Origin of the sequence: Capnocytophaga sp. oral taxon 336 str. F0502, from assembly GCF_000411575.1 — a bacterium.
Taxonomy (GTDB): domain Bacteria; phylum Bacteroidota; class Bacteroidia; order Flavobacteriales; family Flavobacteriaceae; genus Capnocytophaga; species Capnocytophaga ochracea.
The window spans coordinates 375,272-392,459 of record NZ_KE150488.1 but is presented as its reverse complement, the minus strand read 5'-3'; the positions used below and the strand labels follow the sequence as shown (position 1 = coordinate 392,459).

The window sequence follows — 17,188 nt, the reverse complement described above, 5'->3', positions numbered from 1 at the left end:
ATTAATTATTTGTTAATGAGTGTACTTGCTTATCTACTAATAATACACTACCTTTGCCTCGTTATTTTAGCATTTCACAGAAGATGAACCAAGAAGTATTTACTGCTCTGCAAAACAAACTGAAAGTGGGTAACCGTCGTGGCGTGCACCTCAATGCACTTCCTGGTGCTTCGCGCTATAAGTTTGATATCGCAAGACTTTCGGCTATATTCAAGAGCTTGCCCGAACGCTTTATCCTCGACTTACTGACCTTACGCAATCTCAACTTTTCGTTTTCTATTCACGATACCGAAAGTACGGATATTGATCATAGAGGAGCTGGCTCGCGAACTCCCGAAGAGGGACAAGCCGTAAAAGTGAATGAAAAAGAAGAAGAAGGAAAATCAGTAAAAGAAAAGGGTACAAGGGAAGCAGCGCTGGAAAAACTCGTAGATAGTATCGAAAACCTGATGTTTCAAAGCGAGGTTATCACTTCGGAAAAAGGGGTGAACACACTCGGCTTTGGTTTCCCCATACTATTGCGTCGGGATATGGGCGATGGACAACTCACGGCTGCCCCTATCCTGATTTGGTCGGTGAAGATAAAGCCAGCTAACCAAATGAATACGTGGGTAATAAGCCGAAGCGAGGAAGACCCTATCTACCTAAATGAGGTGCTCATCAACCACCTGCAAAACGATTCGGGCGTAAGCCTTAAACCTATCCCCGACGAGATGCTGGAAGACGGCAAAATCGATAAACCTGAACTGCACTCTCTTTGCTCGGATATCCTCAACCAACTGAAAGTTACCCAAAACTTGGATTTCTTGCTGAACAACTATACCGAGATTCTCCCTCTAAAAACCAAAGCAGCATACGAAGAACTTTTGCCTAACAAGGGTGATGCTTTTATAGAAAAAAGCGGTATTCTCTCCCTCTTTGAAGTGCAAAAACAGAACATTATCAACGATTACGAATCGCTGAAAAAGGAATTTGTACCTTTGCAGGCAACAGCCAACGAACAATTCCAATCGCTAAGTGCTATTGAAACCGACCCCTCTCAACAGTCGATTTTGGAATCGCTGAAAAGTCAACAGAAAATACTTATTCAAGGTCCCCCAGGTACGGGTAAGAGCCAAACGCTCACGGCGATTCTCATCAATGCTTTGGAAAACAAACAGAAAACATTAGTAGTCTGCGAGAAACAAACAGCCCTCGAAGTGCTCTACAACGTCTTGCAAAACAAAGGTTTGGGCAGGTATTGTACAATGATAAAAGATGCTATTGCCGACCGTAGGTTCATTGTTGATGCTGTGCGTAACCATATAGATAATGCCGAGTTTAAAAAAGAAACACCAGCCTTCCTCGAAAATCTCCTTGCCGAACAAGTGCAAGCAATGCGCAAAATCACAACAGATATCAATGCTATTCACCACAAACTCAACCAACCGCTCCTCAACCAACTGTCGTGGACAGATGTAATGGCGGAGCTAATGCGCTACGAAACAGATAGAGAAGAACTCGACCTCTCGGCTTTTTCCTTTCAGTTTACCGATGAAGAATTTGCCTCTCTCGCACCCCTTTGGCAACAAGGTGAGGCACTCTATCAGCGATATGCACCCTACGCCCAAAATCATCTGTTCAACCCCAAAAAACTCACCGCTACCAATCTGTTTAACACCCAGCAACAACTCGCCGAAGCCTTCAAGCAATACGCACAACAATGGGAGGTTATCCAGCAACAAATAGCTGTTTATAAAGCCTATTACTTGCACAAACGCAAAGAAGAATTTATACAGCAGCTGGACACATTAGCGCAATATCGCAATGAGTATGAGCTGATTACCGCTACCCTCCCTCCTACTTCACCTGTGTATCAACCAGAGGTGACCAAAGGATTTTTCTATAAATTCTCAGCACTCTTTTCTGCCGAGAAAAAGCAGGTGCTGAAAACTCAAAAACGCTTGCAAGAACTCTGTACTGCAATTAAAGCACTCAGTTTGCACCGCAATTTTTCGTCGATTGCTATTTCGGATAACTTATTGCTCAACAAAACTGTTATCGCCGAGTACACTTCTGCTATTGCCCAAGCGCAAACCGATTTCGACAGCAAAGCCAATGCTGATTTTGCTGCCTTAGACCTGCTGAATTACTACGAACGCTCGTTTGTAAACGCCGATTTAGACAAGCTCATAAGCGAAGTGAAATCGCTTAAAAACCGTATAGAAGCTGATAGTTGGCTCGACACTGTCAATTTTGGCAATACCTTTGCCGAGTTTGAAGCCTTTATCACCCGCAGTTTGGCGACTTACAGCAGCTATCAAGCCGATCCTGCACAGCCTTTGGTAGCTCAGTACGAGTGGTTTGCATTCTTCCAATCGCTCAACGATTTCCAAGAGCGCATTGTTTTATCACTTACCAAAGTAACCCATTGGGAAGCTTCCTTCCTCTACGCCTATTACACCTTGCTCTTGCAACGAAATGCCGATGATACGCTGAACTTCAACGAGCAAAATTACACCGACTTTAAAAAGAAAGTACACTACTTTGCCTCTACCCAAAAAGATTTTATCGAGGGCTACTGGAATACCCAGCAACGCAAAGCTGTAAAAACGTTTGAAGAGACCAACAAAGAGCTCACTGTGGCGAACCTCTACAACAAACGCAAAAGTGAAAAACACAACCGACTTACCTTGAGACAAATAGCGATGAAGGACACCGACCTCTTTACGAGTTTTTTCCCTATTATCCTCACCACCCCCGATGCTTGTTGCAATCTGTTTGAGGGCAAGAATTTCTATTTTGACAATGTGGTGTTTGACGAGGCAAGTCAGCTGAAACTCGAAGACAACCTGCCGGCTATGCTCAAAGGCAAGACAATTATCATCGCAGGTGATGAACACCAAATGCCTCCGTCTAACTACTTTAGCAAAGTATTCGACGGTAGTGCTGAAGATGAGGACGACAACGAGGAAGAAGATAAAGTGCTCACCTACAAAAATGCGATGCTGAACATAGAGTCGCTCTTGGATTACGCTTTGGAATACCAATTCAGTAAGAACCATTTAGATTTTCACTATCGTTCTAAACACCCTTATCTGATTGATTTCTCTAACCACGCTTTCTACAACGCCCGATTGCGTCCGCTACCCAGCACCGAAAGTCGTATCCCTATCCATTTCACTCAGGTAAATGGTACTTTTGATGAGCATATCAATCGTGAGGAAGCCACCGAAGTATTGCGTATCCTCTCACAAATAGAACCTCGTGCCGACGGTAGTTACCCATCGGTGGGGATTGCAACCTTTAATATCACCCAGCGCAACTACATACGCAAACAGATACTCCAAAAGCAAAACGACCCTACTCAAACGGCTTTCCGCGAGAAAATCAACGCCTTAGAGCAAGCAGGACTCTTTATCAAGAACTTGGAGAACATACAAGGTGACGAGCGTGATATCATCATCTTATCGGTAACTTATGGCAAGAAGAAAGGCGGCAAGTTCGTACAGAGTTTTGGTCCGCTGAACTTCTCCAAAGGCTACAAACTGCTAAACGTGATTATCACCCGAGCCAAGGAACAGATATACGTGTGTAACTCTATCCCCGAAGAATTGTTAGCCACCTATAAAGAGGCTTTAGCACAAGAAGGTGCTAACAACCGCCGCGCTGTGCTCTACACCTACCTCGCCTACGCCCGTGCTGTAAGCGACGGCAATGATGCCCTCCGCCGTGAAATTCTATCGGAACTCGACCTCTACGGACACAAACACACCGATATCGACCAACAAAGTAAAAGTGCTTTTAAAGAACAAACCTACCGTCAGCTCAAAGAAAAATACCCCGACCAGCGTATCACTATGGACTACGAGTTTGGGGGTTATACTATCGATATTTTGTTAGAGCCCAAAGAAGGTAAGCCCGTAGCTGTAGAATGCCTCAGCAAACCTCTTTACAACAACGATTTAGCCTATTTAGAAGACCTGCACAAGGAAAAAATATTGCTCAATGCCGGCTTTGACTACAAAAGAAAATGGGCAAAATGAGTGCACAGGCAGGTGGAATATCAGAAAGAACGTAACAAGAAAAATAAAAAAGCGACTCCTAAGGAGTCGCTTTTTCTATACGAAATTATATCTTTAGTTAAACGTTTATTTTACTTTTTCTACAATAGCTTTGAACGCTTCGGGGTGGTTCATTGCCAAATCGGCAAGAACTTTACGGTTGAGCTGGATGTCAGCTGCTTTAAGTTTACCCATAAATTGAGAGTAAGACAATCCGTGCAAGCGAGCTCCTGCGTTGATACGCACAATCCACAAAGCGCGGAAGGTTCTCTTCTTGTTACGGCGGTCGCGATAAGCGTACTGCATTGCTTTCTCAACAGCGTTTTTGGCTACCGTCCAAACGTTTTTTCTGCGGCCAAAGAAACCTTTGGCTTGCTTCATTATTTTTTTTCTACGAGCTCTACGAGCTACAGCATTTACTGATCTTGGCATAAATTCCTTTTTTTTAATTTTTGTAGCAGGTGGTTTGTGCTTAAAACAAACTCTTAGGGGTACCTACTCCACGGTTATTAATTTCCTACTATTTAAACAATTATTTTAAGCCTAATTGTTTCTTCACGCTTGCTTCGTCGTTAGAGTGAACGAGCGTAGCGTGGGTGAGTGCTAACTTGCGTTTTTTAGCTTTCTTAGTTAAGATGTGGCTTTTGAACGCGTGTTTTCTCTTGATTTTACCAGAGCCGGTGAGCTTGAAACGCTTTTTAGCTCCAGATTTAGTTTTAATTTTTGGCATTTGCTTAGATTTTTATTGATATAATTCCGTCCTCCCCCTGCCCCTCCCAAGGAGGGGAGTTATGGGAGTTTATTTTTGCCCTCACTTTTATCCTCCCCTTGGGGGAGGGTTAGGGAGGGGATTATTTTTTCTTGGGTAAGGGTGCGAGGAACATCGTCATACGTTTTCCTTCGAGTTTAGGCATTTGTTCTACTTTGCCATAGTCTTCGAGGTCGGTGGCGAGGCGCAAAAGGAGGATTTCCCCTTGGTCTTTATAGATGATAGAACGACCTTTGAAGAATACATAGGCTTTTACTTTGGAACCTTCTTTGAGGAACTTCTCGCCGTGTTTCTTCTTAAACTCATAGTCGTGGTCATCGGTTTGAGGGCCGAAGCGAATTTCCTTAATTACTACTTTGGTAGCTTTGGCTTTCATCTCTTTCTCACGCTTCTTTTGTTCGTAAAGGAATTTCTTATAATCGATTACCTTACAAACAGGAGGTGTGGCGTTTGGTGAAATTTCCACCAAATCGAGTTCTAATTCATTAGCAATTTCTAATGCTTTGCGAGTGGGGTATACGCCTCCTTCGACGTTTTCCCCTACCAAACGCACCTCAGGAACGCGGATATCGCGATTGATACGATGAGGTTGTTTGTCATCTCTGCCCGGTGTGTTACTTTTTTTTATGATGGCTATTTAAATTTTATCCCCACCCCAACCCCTCCCCCGAGGGGAGGGAGAAGGGCTATTGGAATTGTTTAATACTCTTATTTATTTCGTCGTTGATGAGTTTAGCGAAGGCTTCTACGCTCATACTTCCTAAATCCTCACCACCGCGTTTGCGCACTGATACGGTGCCTTCTTTCTCTTCATTCTCGCCTACAATGAGCATATACGGGATTTTTTGGGTTTCGGCTTCGCGTATTTTTTTGCCCATAGTTTCAGCACGATTGTCTATCAGGGTGCGAATATCGGAATTTTCTAACAATCTCAAAACTTTTTGAGCATAATTTTCATATTTTTCGCTCAATGATAGTACGATAGCCTGTGTTGGGTTGAGCCATAATGGGAAGTTTCCGGCAGTGTGTTCCAATAAAATGGCTACAAAACGCTCCATACTTCCGAAAGGCGCACGGTGAATCATTACAGGGCGGTGCATTTCATTATCAGCGCCTTTATACCAAAGGTCGAAACGCTCTGGGAGGTTGTAATCTACCTGAATGGTACCGAGTTGCCAGCTTCTGCCTAAGGCATCTTTCACCATAAAGTCGAGTTTGGGTCCGTAGAAAGCAGCTTCACCTGTTTCGATTACATAGCTCAAGCCTTTTTCTTTCGCAGCGTTGATGATGGCGTTTTCGGCTTTTGCCCAATTCTCATCACTACCGATGTACTTGGTAGGGTTTTCGGGGTCGCGCAACGATACTTGTGCCGTAAAATTGTCGAATCCAAGAGAACCGAATACATAGAGCACCAAATCGATTACGTGTTTGAACTCGTCGTCTAACTGTTCAGGAGTACAGAAGATGTGCGCATCGTCTTGGGTAAAGCAACGCACACGGGTTAAACCGTGTAACTCGCCACTTTGTTCATAGCGATATACTGTACCAAACTCGGCGAAACGCTTTGGCAAATCTTTATAACTCCAAGGGTGTGAGTTGTATATCTCGCAGTGATGCGGACAGTTCATCGGTTTTAGTAAATACTCCTCACCTTCGTTAGGGGTGGCAATGGGTTGGAAACTATCTTTCCCGTATTTATCCCAGTGACCTGAGGTTACATACAAATTCTTATGACCGATATGCGGAGTAACTACCTGCTCGTAACCGGCTTGTTTTTGGGCTTTGCGCAAGAAGGCTTCGAGGCGTTCGCGCAAGGCAGCTCCTTTGGGTAACCAGAGCGGTAAGCCTTGTCCTACCTTGTTAGAGAAGGTAAAGAGTTCAAGTTCTTTACCGAGCTTACGGTGGTCGCGTTTTTTAGCTTCTTCAAGCAGTTCGAGGTATTCGGTGAGTTCTTTTTGTTTAGGGAATGAGATAGCATACACACGAGTGAGTTGTGGGTTGTGCTCATCACCACGCCAATAAGCCCCAGCAGCGCTGAGTACTTTTACGGCTTTTACAAAGCCTGTGTTAGGGATATGCCCCCCACGACAAAGGTCGGTGAAGGTACTATGGTCGCAGAAGGTGATCGTACCATCTTCGAGGGCTTCGATAAGTTCAGTTTTGTACTCATTTTTGCCTGCGTAGTACGACAAGGCTTCGGCTTTGCTCACAGGGCGCATTTTGAAAGGGTGTTTGCCTCGTGCTATTTCCAAGAATTTAGCTTCGATAGCAGGAAAATCTTTTTCGGAAATCGGTTTGCCGTTGAAATCGACATCGTAATAGAAACCATTAGCGATGGCAGGACCTATGGTGAGCTTGATACCGGGATAGAGCTCTTCGAGCGCTTGTGCCAAGATGTGCGCTGAGGAGTGCCAGAAAGCTTTTTTACCTTCGGGACTATCCCAAGTGTATAATGTTAAACTACCGTCGGTCGTCAAGGGGGTAACGGTTTCTATGGTATTGCCATTGAAGCTGGCAGAAAGGACGTTACGCGCCAGTCCCTCGCTGATAGAGGCTGCGATTTCGGCGGGAGTAATCCCACTTTGGTACTCTTTTACAGAGCCGTCGGGTAGTGTGATTTTAATCATTTTTTTGTTGTTGAAAATTGGTGTTGTTGTGTTAGAAAGTGCAAAAGTACAAAATAATTAGTAATTGACAATAAATAATGAAGAAAATATTTAGAAAATGAGGATTGTCAGTTTATTCAACTTTGCCAAAGGTGCGAGCCGCACAGGCAAAAACTTTGGCAAAGTGTGTACCGCAAAAGTGATGTATTGGGACTATTAGGAGTTTTCGGAATGAAACGGAAAAGTTCGGAAGAGAGCTTATAGGAAGCTTATACGAATCTTGGACGATTGGTATAGAAAGGGTATATAAATAATTGATTAATAACTTAATACAACAAGGCTAAAAATGTTAAAAACGGGGTTTCGAGGCGAAAGAAAGAGGAAGAGGCACTAGGCCTTAGGCCATAGGCACTAGGGGGGAGTACGACGGAAAGGAGAAGGGATAATTAGGGAATTAGCAAATTAGAAAATTAGTAAATGCGGAAGTGTAATAGAAACCTCCCCCTAGCCCCCTCAATGAGGGGGAATGTAGTGACGGAAAAAAAGAGGGGTAGCGATAACAAGAGGAAGGCAAGATGAAGGAATGATTTTTGGTTGATAAACTTAACTGATAATTAATGTTTTGGTGGGCTAAGGTGAGATTAAGGATAAAAAAACACGGAAAAAATTTGCAGTTAAAAAAAACTGTTGTACTTTTGCGCCGTCAATCATTGAAACGTTCATCATTTGCGGGTGTGGTGAAATTGGTAGACACGCTAGACTTAGGATCTAGTGCTTCACGGCGTGGGGGTTCGAGTCCCTTCACCCGCACAAGAGCCTTAATTCATCAGTAGTGAATTAAGGCTTTTTTATTTTTATGGTAGGGTAAAGATAAAGGAGATTGGCAAGTGTTAGTATAAAGCCCCCGAGCCCCCGAAGGGGGACAATCTGCAAAAGCGAAGGGGGGAAGGGACACAAAAGTGATTTTGATTTGCTATAAAACAGACAATAACTATGCAGAAAACAACTATCATCAGTATTATTCCTCTGCTCGTATTCGTAGCATTATTTTTAGGTAGTGGATTGTATTTCGACAACTTCTACTCGCTACCTGCTCCTATTATTGCACTTTTTTCGGTGGTAGTGGCTTTGCTTATCTACCGAGCTCCTATGAAAGAGAAAATAGGATTGTTCTTTAAAGGGGCGGGTGATAGCAATGTGCTACAAATGTGTATGATTGCACTTTTGGCTGGGGCATTCGCTTCGGTGGCTAATGCTTTGGGAAGTACGCATAGTATTGTGAATATGGGTATGTATTACATCTCGCCAGAGTATTTTCCGGTAGGGATTTTTATCATTGCATCGTTTTTTTCATTTGCTACGGGCACTTCGGTGGGTACTATTATGACGCTTTCGCCGATAGTGTTTGACCTTGCTACCCAAAGCCAGTCGAACACGGCACTCATAGGCGCATCACTGCTATCGGGGGCGATGTTTGGCGATAACCTATCTCTTATTTCGGACACGACGATTGCCGCCACGCAGTCGGTTGGATGTCAGATGAACGAAAAGATGAAGGCGAATGCTAAAGTTGCGATACCAATGGCGATTCTGGCGGTTATCATACTGCTGTTGATAGGAAATCCTGACGCCGAAAATCACCTTCACAATCAGTTGTATAGCGATTTTAACGCTGTGCTTATTTTGCCTTATGTAGCAGTGGTGGTAATAGCGCTTTTTGGGGTAAACGTATTTGTGTCGCTTTTCTTAGGTATTCTTATCTCGGGGGTGATAGGGCTTGCGTACGGCAAGTTTCATTTCTTGCAATTTGCTACCGATATTCACAAAGGTTTTATGGGAATGGCTGATACCTTCTTCTTATACTTTATCATAGGAGGATTGGCGTTTTTGGTAGAGCATTTTGGCGGGATTCGGTTTTTGATGAACCTCATTACTCAGCGCATCAAAAGTGGCTCGTCGGCTCTTTTAGGGATGGGCTTTTTGGTGACAGTAGCCGACGTGTGCGTGGCGAATAACACGGTGGCTATTCTCATCGCTTCGAAGACGAGCAAAACGATTGCTGAACAGTTTAAAATACCGTTGCGCAGTGTGGCATCGGTATTGGATATCTTCTCTTGTTATGCCCAGGGGCTTATCCCGTATGGAGCGCAGGTAATTGCCCTATACAAATTTGCCGACACGATAGATTACCCCCAGCTGGTGATGTATGCTATTTACTTACATTTACTGCTGATAGGCACTTTGGGGTATATTTATGTGGGTAAAAAGTAATAAAAAAGTTGTTTTTACAGAGCATTAACAGTGATGTCTTCTACTTTATAAGTGTTTGTATTCTATTAAACTACATAAGTTTATCATAACAGACTATAAAATTATTGTAAAATAATTGCAAAAAAATTTGCAATTATCAAAATATTGTTTTAATTTTACGGCGAAATTCTAAACAAACAGATTAGCCTCTAAAAAAATAATTGATATGGATAAATTACTAGCTACATTTACATTACACAAAACAGGACAAACAATGAGTGCTGTGTTATGGGACAAAAATTCTTCCGGAGACAAGAGTATTATTAAGATTGAATGGGTTGACAATAAGACAGGGAGAGTTATCAAAGAAGCTCATTATCACGATGAGGTTTTTCTGTTAGCCCAAACAGATGGATTTGAAGTAGGGGAAACTATAGTAATCAAAATTAAAGAAAAAGACAATAAAGAGTTTGAAAAAGGCGTTTATGAGCTTATGCTTTTTGCAAAAGTAGCAGAAGATTCTTCTGTGAGATTTGAAGTGTCAATACCCACTACAATGCAAGAAGGCACTTTATACGTTGATGAAATAGAATGTGATACTTCTTTTAGAGAAGTTACTTTAAGAATCGAGGAATGTGTATGTAGGGATTGGGGAAACATAGCTCCTGTTATTAAGGTTTCACAACACGTAAACTGGAGTACTGCTTATACAGACGATCCTTCAAGATGTTATAAATTAGCGACACTACAATTGACTAAAGTAGGATACTCACCTTCAGGAAAATCGTACCAAATAGCAAAAATCGTAAAAGAAAATGGAGTAGAAAAAATAAGCTATGTTAAAGATTCTTTTAAGCAAGCAGTGAACTACTTGAAAAAAGCTCTAAAAAATAATACTCCTGTAATGTGTGGTGTAGAGCGTAAAACTGGTTCAAGTAGTAATGATGGGATATCAGACCATTTTATAGTAATAGTAGGAATGGGAACAGATGAAAAGGGTAATTACTTTCTTTTTTATGATAACGCAACGGGTAATACAGAAGTTTGCACTTCTTCAGATAACAAATTGTATTGTTATTGTAAAGAACACAAAATAGAGGGAGTTGGAGATGATAGAAACACTTACATTCTATCAGAAATATCATATAAAAAATATATATTGTCAAGAGTCATAGAATCAATAAAAAATAAGAAATGAAAACAATTGTTAAATACTTAGTAATTAATGTGCTAATTGTTACATATCTATCTTCCTTTACAGAGAGGAATAAACAATATCAAACTGAGGATTTTCGTAAAGATATAGTACTCACTAATGGGGATACAATCCCTATTATTGAAAATCTAAATTATTTCTATGAAAATAAAGCAAAGGTAGTGAAAGTCTCATCAGCGAAAATTAAAGTTGATATAAAATTCTGTGGCAAATCTGATGTGGATAAAATATGTATGAAGTTTGTTTCAATGGATAGAAATCTTAAAAAATCTATCTTGAGTTGTGGTACTGCTTATGTTTTGGTGCAGAATGGAAAGACCTATTATATCCATAGTACAAAAGAGTTTAACTGTGGTGAACAACAAAATGTAGTGTTAAAAGTTAAAATCTTAAAAATATTAGAACTCAGTACAGGAGAATACTATAACTTAATGGTAATAGATAAATGATATTTTTTATAAAAAACTATTTTTTCTTTTATACTGGAGGACAAAAAGATATGATTTATATTAAGGATGTAAAATCTATTGGTAAATGACGACTCATAAAGTGAAATATATTATTGTCTTTATGTACTTTTGTTCTTTTTCCTTGTACTCACAAGAAAAACATTGTATTGCTTTTACTGACAATACTTATGCTTGTAAGTCTTGTTATACTGATTATTATGCTTATACAGATATAGATGTTTACAAAATAGATTCTATTCATTATACTCAAAAAGAATTTAAAGCGAGTTTTTACCCTTGTGGAGATGGACAAAAGGGAGATAATTTTTTCTTTTTAGATACAGTAGCGCGTTTTTTGCCTAAAAAAATAAAGAGGAAAGTACATAACTATTATCATAAAAAAAGGCTCGACACCACTGCTTATTTATACAAGAAAAGGATTCTTTTCCAGCAGTTGTTTTGGAGAAAAACGCCCCTTTTATAGAGCGAATGGGCAAAAAAACAAAGTCAAAGAAGAGAGATGTAACAGCAACCTCTTTAGTTTTTTCTATATTTGTAAAAGGTAAAACCTATCACCAAATAGTAGTCGAAAAATTGAAAGAGTAATGAAAACAATTGTCAAATGTTTTGTAATTAATATACTAATTATTACGTGCTTATCTTCCTTTACAGAGAGGGATAAACAATATCAACCCGAGGATATTCGTATGGATATAGTTCTCACTAATGGGGATACAATCCCTATTATTGAAAATCTAAATCATTTTTATGAAAATAGGGCAAAGGTAATGAAAGTATCATCAGCGAAAATTAAAGTTGATATAAAATTCTGTGGAAAATCGGGGATAGATAAGATAAGCATGAAACTTGTTTCAATGGATAGAAATCTTAAAAAATCTATCTTGAGTTGTGGTACTGCTTATGTTTTGGTGCAGAATGGGAAGACCTATTATATCCATAGTACAAAAGAGTTTAATTGTGGTGAACAACAAAATGTAGTGTTAAAAGTCAAAATCTTAAAAATATTAGAACTCAGTACAGGAGAATACTATAACTTAATGGTAATAGATAAATGATATTTTTTATCAAATAAATAATATATTAATTTTACAGCGAATTTAATTGACTTACCTAAAAGCCAATCTTTTGACTTTTCCGTAGCCAGAATACCAAACCTTATGAACGACCCACTATTGCTACCATACCTCCCTGTTATTCAGGGAAGGCATCAGCACTTTATCGATGTCCTTCATAGAGTGCAAGGGGACGCTAAGTGCCTGGCTGATGCTTGTAATTCGCACCTCTACTACGGTCTGCACCGTACTCATACAGAATGGGTGCTACGCGAGTGGGCTCCAAATGCAACGGCTATCTTTCTTCTTTGTGATAGCAACGACTGGCAAAAAAACAAACACTATTCTTTCACTAAACTAAACGACCAAGACTGGGAATTGCGTCTTCCTGCTAATATCCTCCGCCACGAAATGCTCTACAAACTACTTGTGGAATGGGAAGGAGGCAGTGGCGAACGCCTCCCCTCACATACTACCCGCGCTGTGCAGGACGATTATACCAAGGTGTTTTCCGCCCAAGTGTGGTGTCCCGAGCACCCCTACCACTGGCAACACCCGCGCCCCAAAGCTGTTCCACACCCGCTTATCTACGAAGCACATATCGGGATGAGTACTGAACACCAGCGCGTGAGCACTTTTATAGAGTTCCGCCTCTATGTACTGCCCCGTATCGCAGCCTTGGGCTATAACACTCTCCAACTGATGGCAATACAAGAACACCCTTACTACGGTTCTTTTGGCTATCAGGTGGCTAACTTCTTTGCGGTGAGTTCACGCTTTGGTACGCCCGAAGAACTCAAAGAACTTATCGATGCTGCCCACGGCTTAGGCATACGTGTACTATTAGACATTGTACACTCGCATTCGGTAAGCAATGAGGCAGAAGGGCTCAGCCTCTTCGACGGTACCAACTATCTTTACTTCCACCGCGGTGAGCGCGGTAAACACCCTGCTTGGGACTCCCGCTGTTTTGACTATGGTAAGCCCCAAGTACTGAATTTTTTACTTTCTAACTGTAAGTATTGGTTAGAAGAATATTGCTTCGACGGTTTTCGCTTCGACGGCGTTACCAGTATGATTTATTACGATCACGGTTTGGGCAAAGCCTTTACCGATTATAGTTTCTATTATGATGGCAATGAGGACGACGACGCTTTGGTGTATCTCACTATGGCTAACCAACTTATTCACGAGCTCTACCCCGAAGCGCTGACCATTGCCGAAGAGATGAGCGGATTGCCCGGTCTTGCCTCGCCTATTGCTGAAAAAGGCGTAGGCTTCGATTACAAGCTGAGTATGGGTATTCCCGATTATTGGATTAAGCTCCTCAAAGAAGTCCCCGATGAACAGTGGCACGTAGGCAATATCTATTACGAACTGACTAACAAACGCGCCGAAGAACGCACCATCAGTTATGCCGAAAGCCACGACCAAGCCTTGGTAGGTGATAAAACGATATTTTTCTGGCTCACTGATAAGGAAGTGTATACGGGTATGAGCGTGTTCGACCACAGTCTCATCATCGACCGTGCGATGGCACTCCACAAGATGATACGTTTGGTAACTCTTGGTACCGCAGGTGGGGGATACCTCAACTTTATGGGCAACGAATGGGGACACCCTGAGTGGATCGACTTTCCGCGTGCTGGCAACAACTGGAGTTATGCCCACGCACGCAGGCTATGGAGTTTGGTAGACGACTCTAACCTGAAATTTAAATACCTTAACGCTTTTGATAGCGCGATGATACACTTTGCCACCGATAGTAAGTTCCTAGACCGAGAACCCCATATATTGGTGCGCGACATCGAGCGACAGCTACTCATATTCGAGCGCAGTGGCTACTTATTTGTTTTCAGCTTTAACCCCACTACCTCCTACACCGATTATCAGTTTGATGTGCCAGCAGGTAAATACACAACGGTACTGAATACTGATAACCCCGCCTTTGGAGGCGACAACCGCATCGATGAAAGCGTAGAGCATTTTACGCAGTACACCGGCAAGGAGAATTTGCTATCGTTGTATATACCCGCGAGAATAGGATTTGTATTGAAATTAGCAGATTAGAAAATTAGAAAATGAGTGCGCCTCACGTAAAGTGTGAGTTTGTAGCTCTGTTTATTAAGAATCAAAGAAACTACACAATTAGGAGAAATAATACAAACCTAAAAAACAGAATTATGTTTTCAAAATCATCAAACCTATTAACACAAGCTGATATTAAATCCTTAGAAGAAATAGTAGGATATAGCTTGCCCACCGACTTTATAAATCAATACCTTCATTTCAATGGAGGGGTTGCAGATAAAACTTATTTTTATGTGGAAGATGATGATGGGTATGTAGAAGTGAGTTTTTTCATTCCTATAAAGTACCCAAGTACTGATTTAGGCAATATAGATATCGCTACAAGCTATAGTCATCTTGTTAGTAAAGGAATTCCTAATAAATACCTTCCTTTTGCTGTAGATTGGGGAGGAAATCTTTTTTCAATAGATTTGGAAACAAACAAAATCGTTTTGTTATTGATGGATTTGGGAGATTTTACAGAGGAATCTATCAAATACTTAACAAAAGGGTTTCTAAACTTTATGAAGGCGTTAGAGGAAGAAGGTGATGATGAAGAAGATCTCTGAAATCCAAGTGTAGCTTGGTACTAAAATCCGTGGCACAAATAAACATTATAAAAAGAAATATCCGTGAAGAAATCTGTGAGATTCGTGAAATCTGTGTGAGATATTCCAGCGAAGCTGGCAAAGTATATACTACAACCTAAATTGTAAATTATTAATCGTAAATTGTTAATTGAAATATGAGTTATTTATCATTCAAAAAAGACCAACTTATTAATCTTGAATACTCTCTGGATAGAGAGTTTCTCGGTACGAACCGAGGGGGGGGCTACTGCTCCTCTACTCTCGTTTTTTGCAATACCCGTAAATACCACGGGCTACTGGTAGTGCCTATTGAAAAGTTTAGAGGCAAAAACTACGTGATGCTCTCCTCCTTAGATGAAAGTATCATTCAGCACGGACGCGATTTCAATTTCGGCGTTCATAAATACGAAGGTACCTATGAACCGCGCGGGCATAAGTATATCGTAGATATTTCCTACGAAAAAGCTTTTACCGTTACTTACCAAGTAGGTGGCGTATTGCTGAAAAAAGAAATCTTGATGATGCACAATGCTCCCCAAGTATTGATACGCTATACGCTACTAGAAGCCCATTCGGCTACCCTTTTGCGCCTAAACCCTCTCTTGGCTTTCCGCGATATCCATTCTCTTAGCAAGCAAAACCCCGTAGCCAACACCCAAGCCGAAGCAGTAGGCGGTGGTGTGCGTGTAAAACTATACCCAGAGTTTCCTTATCTCTATATGCAACTCAGCAAATTCGCTAATTTTGGCGGTGGGGCTTATTGGAACAACAACATCTATTACACCAAGGAAAAAGAACGCGGGTATGACTACCAAGAAGACCTCCTAAGTGTAGGGGCTTTCGAAGTGAGCCTCAAGAAAGGCGAAAGCATCGTCTTTTCAGCCAGCTTAGAGGAAGCCAACCCTAAGAACCTTGCAAAGGACTTTGCTAAGTACCTCAAAGAGCGCGCCGACCGCAATTCGTTTGAAGAATGCTTGCAGTACGCCGCCTCTCAGTTTATTATTCACAAGGCAGGCGAAACCCGTATCAAGGCAGGTTATCACTGGTTCGACAGCAATATGCGCGACACTTTTATTGCCTTGCCAGGTATTGCTCTATCGGGCAGTACAGCCAAGATATTTGAAGACGTGCTCACCTCTACTCAAAAATACTTCTACGAAGGGCTTTTTGCTAAGGAAATCAGTACGCACAATATACACCCTGAATATGATGCCGACACCTCGTTGTGGTTCTTTTGGACGCTTCAACAGTATGAAAAGGAAACTATTAAGAGTAAGAAACAAATTTGGAAGGAGTATGGCGATACAATCAAAAGTATCTTAAACACCTACAAGCAAGGCTCTCATAAGAATATCCGTATGGAAGCTAACGGGCTCATCTGGAGTGATGACCTTACACGTCCGCTTACGTGGTTTGATGCGCAAGGCGATTACGGCGCTATCGTGCCACGCAATGGTTATGTAGTAGAAGTGAATGCCCTCTGGTATAATGCCGTGTGTTACGCGCTTGCCTTAGCAGAAGAGGCAAAAGACAAAACCTTTCTCGGCGAATGGTTCTCGCTACCTGAAACCATCGAAAAGAGCTTTGTAGAGACTTTTTGGATAGAGGACAAGAAATACCTTGCCGACTATGCCAACCGCACGAATAAAAACGTAGATGTACGACCCAATCAGCTCATCGTTTGTGCGCTTGACTATGCTCCCATAAACGAGAAGACTAAGAAGAGAGTATTGGACATTGTTACCCAAGAATTGCTCACCCCTCGCGGATTGCGCAGTTTATCTCCTCAAAACCCTCGTTATGAAGGTGTGAGTGTAGGCAATGTATATGTGCGAGACAAAGCCACCTTCAACGGGTCAGCACACCCTTGGTTTATTGGGTTCTATATAGAGGCTTATCTGAAAATCTTTGGAGCACAGTACCTGCCAGAAGCGCAAGCTATCTTGGAAAACTTTGAAGAAGAGCTCAACGAACACGGCGTATGTACTATATCGGCTATTTACGACGGCAATCCACCATTCCACTCACGCGGTTGTATTGCCAAAGCTAAGAATGTAGCCGAGATATTACGTGCTCAATGGCTACTGAGTCAAATGCCTGCAACACTTTGAGAAAGTTACTT

The 17,188-nt window shown here is 41.6% G+C and carries 13 protein-coding genes and 1 tRNA gene; 10 read left to right on the top strand and 4 right to left on the bottom strand.

Features of this window, described 5'->3' with window-relative positions:
• Positions 1-83: 83 nt before the first annotated feature.
• Complete coding sequence (locus tag HMPREF1528_RS01815; protein WP_034567761.1) at positions 84-4,025, top strand: DEAD/DEAH box helicase; 3,942 nt, start codon at positions 84-86, stop codon at positions 4,023-4,025.
• Between the two features lie 105 nt (positions 4,026-4,130).
• Here HMPREF1528_RS01815 and rplT read toward each other — a convergent pair whose 3' ends face one another.
• From rplT to thrS, 4 genes are all read right to left on the bottom strand, one after another.
• Complete coding sequence (rplT, locus tag HMPREF1528_RS01810) at positions 4,131-4,475, bottom strand: 50S ribosomal protein L20 (RefSeq protein WP_002674637.1); 345 nt, start codon at positions 4,473-4,475, stop codon at positions 4,131-4,133.
• 100 nt (positions 4,476-4,575) lie between these two features.
• A complete protein-coding gene (gene rpmI, locus HMPREF1528_RS01805; protein ID WP_002674635.1) occupies positions 4,576-4,773 on the bottom strand; it encodes a 50S ribosomal protein L35 in 198 nt (65 codons plus the stop codon).
• A 121-nt stretch (positions 4,774-4,894) separates the two neighbouring features.
• Complete coding sequence (gene infC / locus HMPREF1528_RS01800) at positions 4,895-5,392, bottom strand: translation initiation factor IF-3 (protein ID WP_106096058.1); 498 nt, start codon at positions 5,390-5,392, stop codon at positions 4,895-4,897.
• 106 nt (positions 5,393-5,498) lie between these two features.
• Positions 5,499-7,439, bottom strand: a complete 1,941-nt coding sequence (thrS, locus tag HMPREF1528_RS01795) for a threonine--tRNA ligase (protein ID WP_016478397.1) — start codon at positions 7,437-7,439, stop codon at positions 5,499-5,501.
• A 707-nt stretch (positions 7,440-8,146) separates the two neighbouring features.
• Between thrS and HMPREF1528_RS01790 the strand changes: the two genes are divergently transcribed.
• The 9 genes from HMPREF1528_RS01790 to HMPREF1528_RS01750 all read left to right on the top strand — a co-directional run bounded on the left by HMPREF1528_RS01790 (position 8,147) and on the right by HMPREF1528_RS01750 (position 17,177).
• Positions 8,147-8,228, top strand: a tRNA-Leu gene (locus HMPREF1528_RS01790).
• 183 nt (positions 8,229-8,411) lie between these two features.
• The gene (locus tag HMPREF1528_RS01785; RefSeq protein ID WP_016478396.1) at positions 8,412-9,689 is read left to right on the top strand and encodes a Na+/H+ antiporter NhaC family protein; all 1,278 of its coding nucleotides are present in this window, start codon (positions 8,412-8,414) and stop codon (positions 9,687-9,689) included.
• 205 nt (positions 9,690-9,894) lie between these two features.
• Entirely contained in the window at positions 9,895-10,866 is a 972-nt protein-coding gene (locus HMPREF1528_RS11940; protein WP_016478395.1) for a papain-like cysteine protease family protein, read from the top strand.
• Positions 10,863-11,333 carry a hypothetical protein gene (locus HMPREF1528_RS01775; RefSeq protein WP_016478394.1) on the top strand — a complete coding sequence of 157 codons (471 nt, stop codon included), beginning with the start codon at positions 10,863-10,865 and terminating at the stop codon, positions 11,331-11,333. Before HMPREF1528_RS11940 ends, HMPREF1528_RS01775 begins: the two co-directional genes overlap by 4 nt.
• A gap of 100 nt (positions 11,334-11,433) precedes the next feature.
• Positions 11,434-11,817, top strand: coding sequence for a hypothetical protein (locus HMPREF1528_RS01770; RefSeq protein ID WP_232211450.1), 384 nt, complete (start codon positions 11,434-11,436; stop codon positions 11,815-11,817).
• A gap of 121 nt (positions 11,818-11,938) precedes the next feature.
• Positions 11,939-12,409 (top strand): hypothetical protein, encoded by a 471-nt coding sequence (locus tag HMPREF1528_RS01765; protein ID WP_016478391.1) that lies wholly within the window; start codon positions 11,939-11,941, stop codon positions 12,407-12,409.
• A 102-nt stretch (positions 12,410-12,511) separates the two neighbouring features.
• Positions 12,512-14,476 carry an alpha amylase C-terminal domain-containing protein gene (locus HMPREF1528_RS01760; RefSeq protein WP_016478390.1) on the top strand — a complete coding sequence of 655 codons (1,965 nt, stop codon included), beginning with the start codon at positions 12,512-12,514 and terminating at the stop codon, positions 14,474-14,476.
• 113 nt (positions 14,477-14,589) lie between these two features.
• A complete protein-coding gene (locus HMPREF1528_RS01755) occupies positions 14,590-15,045 on the top strand; it encodes an SMI1/KNR4 family protein (protein WP_016478389.1) in 456 nt (151 codons plus the stop codon).
• A gap of 176 nt (positions 15,046-15,221) precedes the next feature.
• A complete protein-coding gene (locus tag HMPREF1528_RS01750; RefSeq protein ID WP_016478388.1) occupies positions 15,222-17,177 on the top strand; it encodes a glycogen debranching enzyme N-terminal domain-containing protein in 1,956 nt (651 codons plus the stop codon).
• The last annotated feature ends 11 nt before the right edge of the window (positions 17,178-17,188 follow it).

Coding starts and splice junctions, on each gene's coding strand:
- HMPREF1528_RS01760 (WP_016478390.1), top strand. CDS start 12,512: ATGAACGACCCACTATTGCTACCATACCTCCCTGTTATTCAGGGAAGG.
- HMPREF1528_RS01765 (WP_016478391.1), top strand. CDS start 11,939: ATGAAAACAATTGTCAAATGTTTTGTAATTAATATACTAATTATTACG.
- HMPREF1528_RS01750 (WP_016478388.1), top strand. CDS start 15,222: ATGAGTTATTTATCATTCAAAAAAGACCAACTTATTAATCTTGAATAC.
- thrS (WP_016478397.1), bottom strand. CDS start 7,439: ATGATTAAAATCACACTACCCGACGGCTCTGTAAAAGAGTACCAAAGT.
- rpmI (WP_002674635.1), bottom strand. CDS start 4,773: ATGCCAAAAATTAAAACTAAATCTGGAGCTAAAAAGCGTTTCAAGCTC.
- HMPREF1528_RS01755 (WP_016478389.1), top strand. CDS start 14,590: ATGTTTTCAAAATCATCAAACCTATTAACACAAGCTGATATTAAATCC.
- HMPREF1528_RS01775 (WP_016478394.1), top strand. CDS start 10,863: ATGAAAACAATTGTTAAATACTTAGTAATTAATGTGCTAATTGTTACA.
- rplT (WP_002674637.1), bottom strand. CDS start 4,475: ATGCCAAGATCAGTAAATGCTGTAGCTCGTAGAGCTCGTAGAAAAAAA.
- HMPREF1528_RS01785 (WP_016478396.1), top strand. CDS start 8,412: ATGCAGAAAACAACTATCATCAGTATTATTCCTCTGCTCGTATTCGTA.
- HMPREF1528_RS01815 (WP_034567761.1), top strand. CDS start 84: ATGAACCAAGAAGTATTTACTGCTCTGCAAAACAAACTGAAAGTGGGT.
- HMPREF1528_RS11940 (WP_016478395.1), top strand. CDS start 9,895: ATGGATAAATTACTAGCTACATTTACATTACACAAAACAGGACAAACA.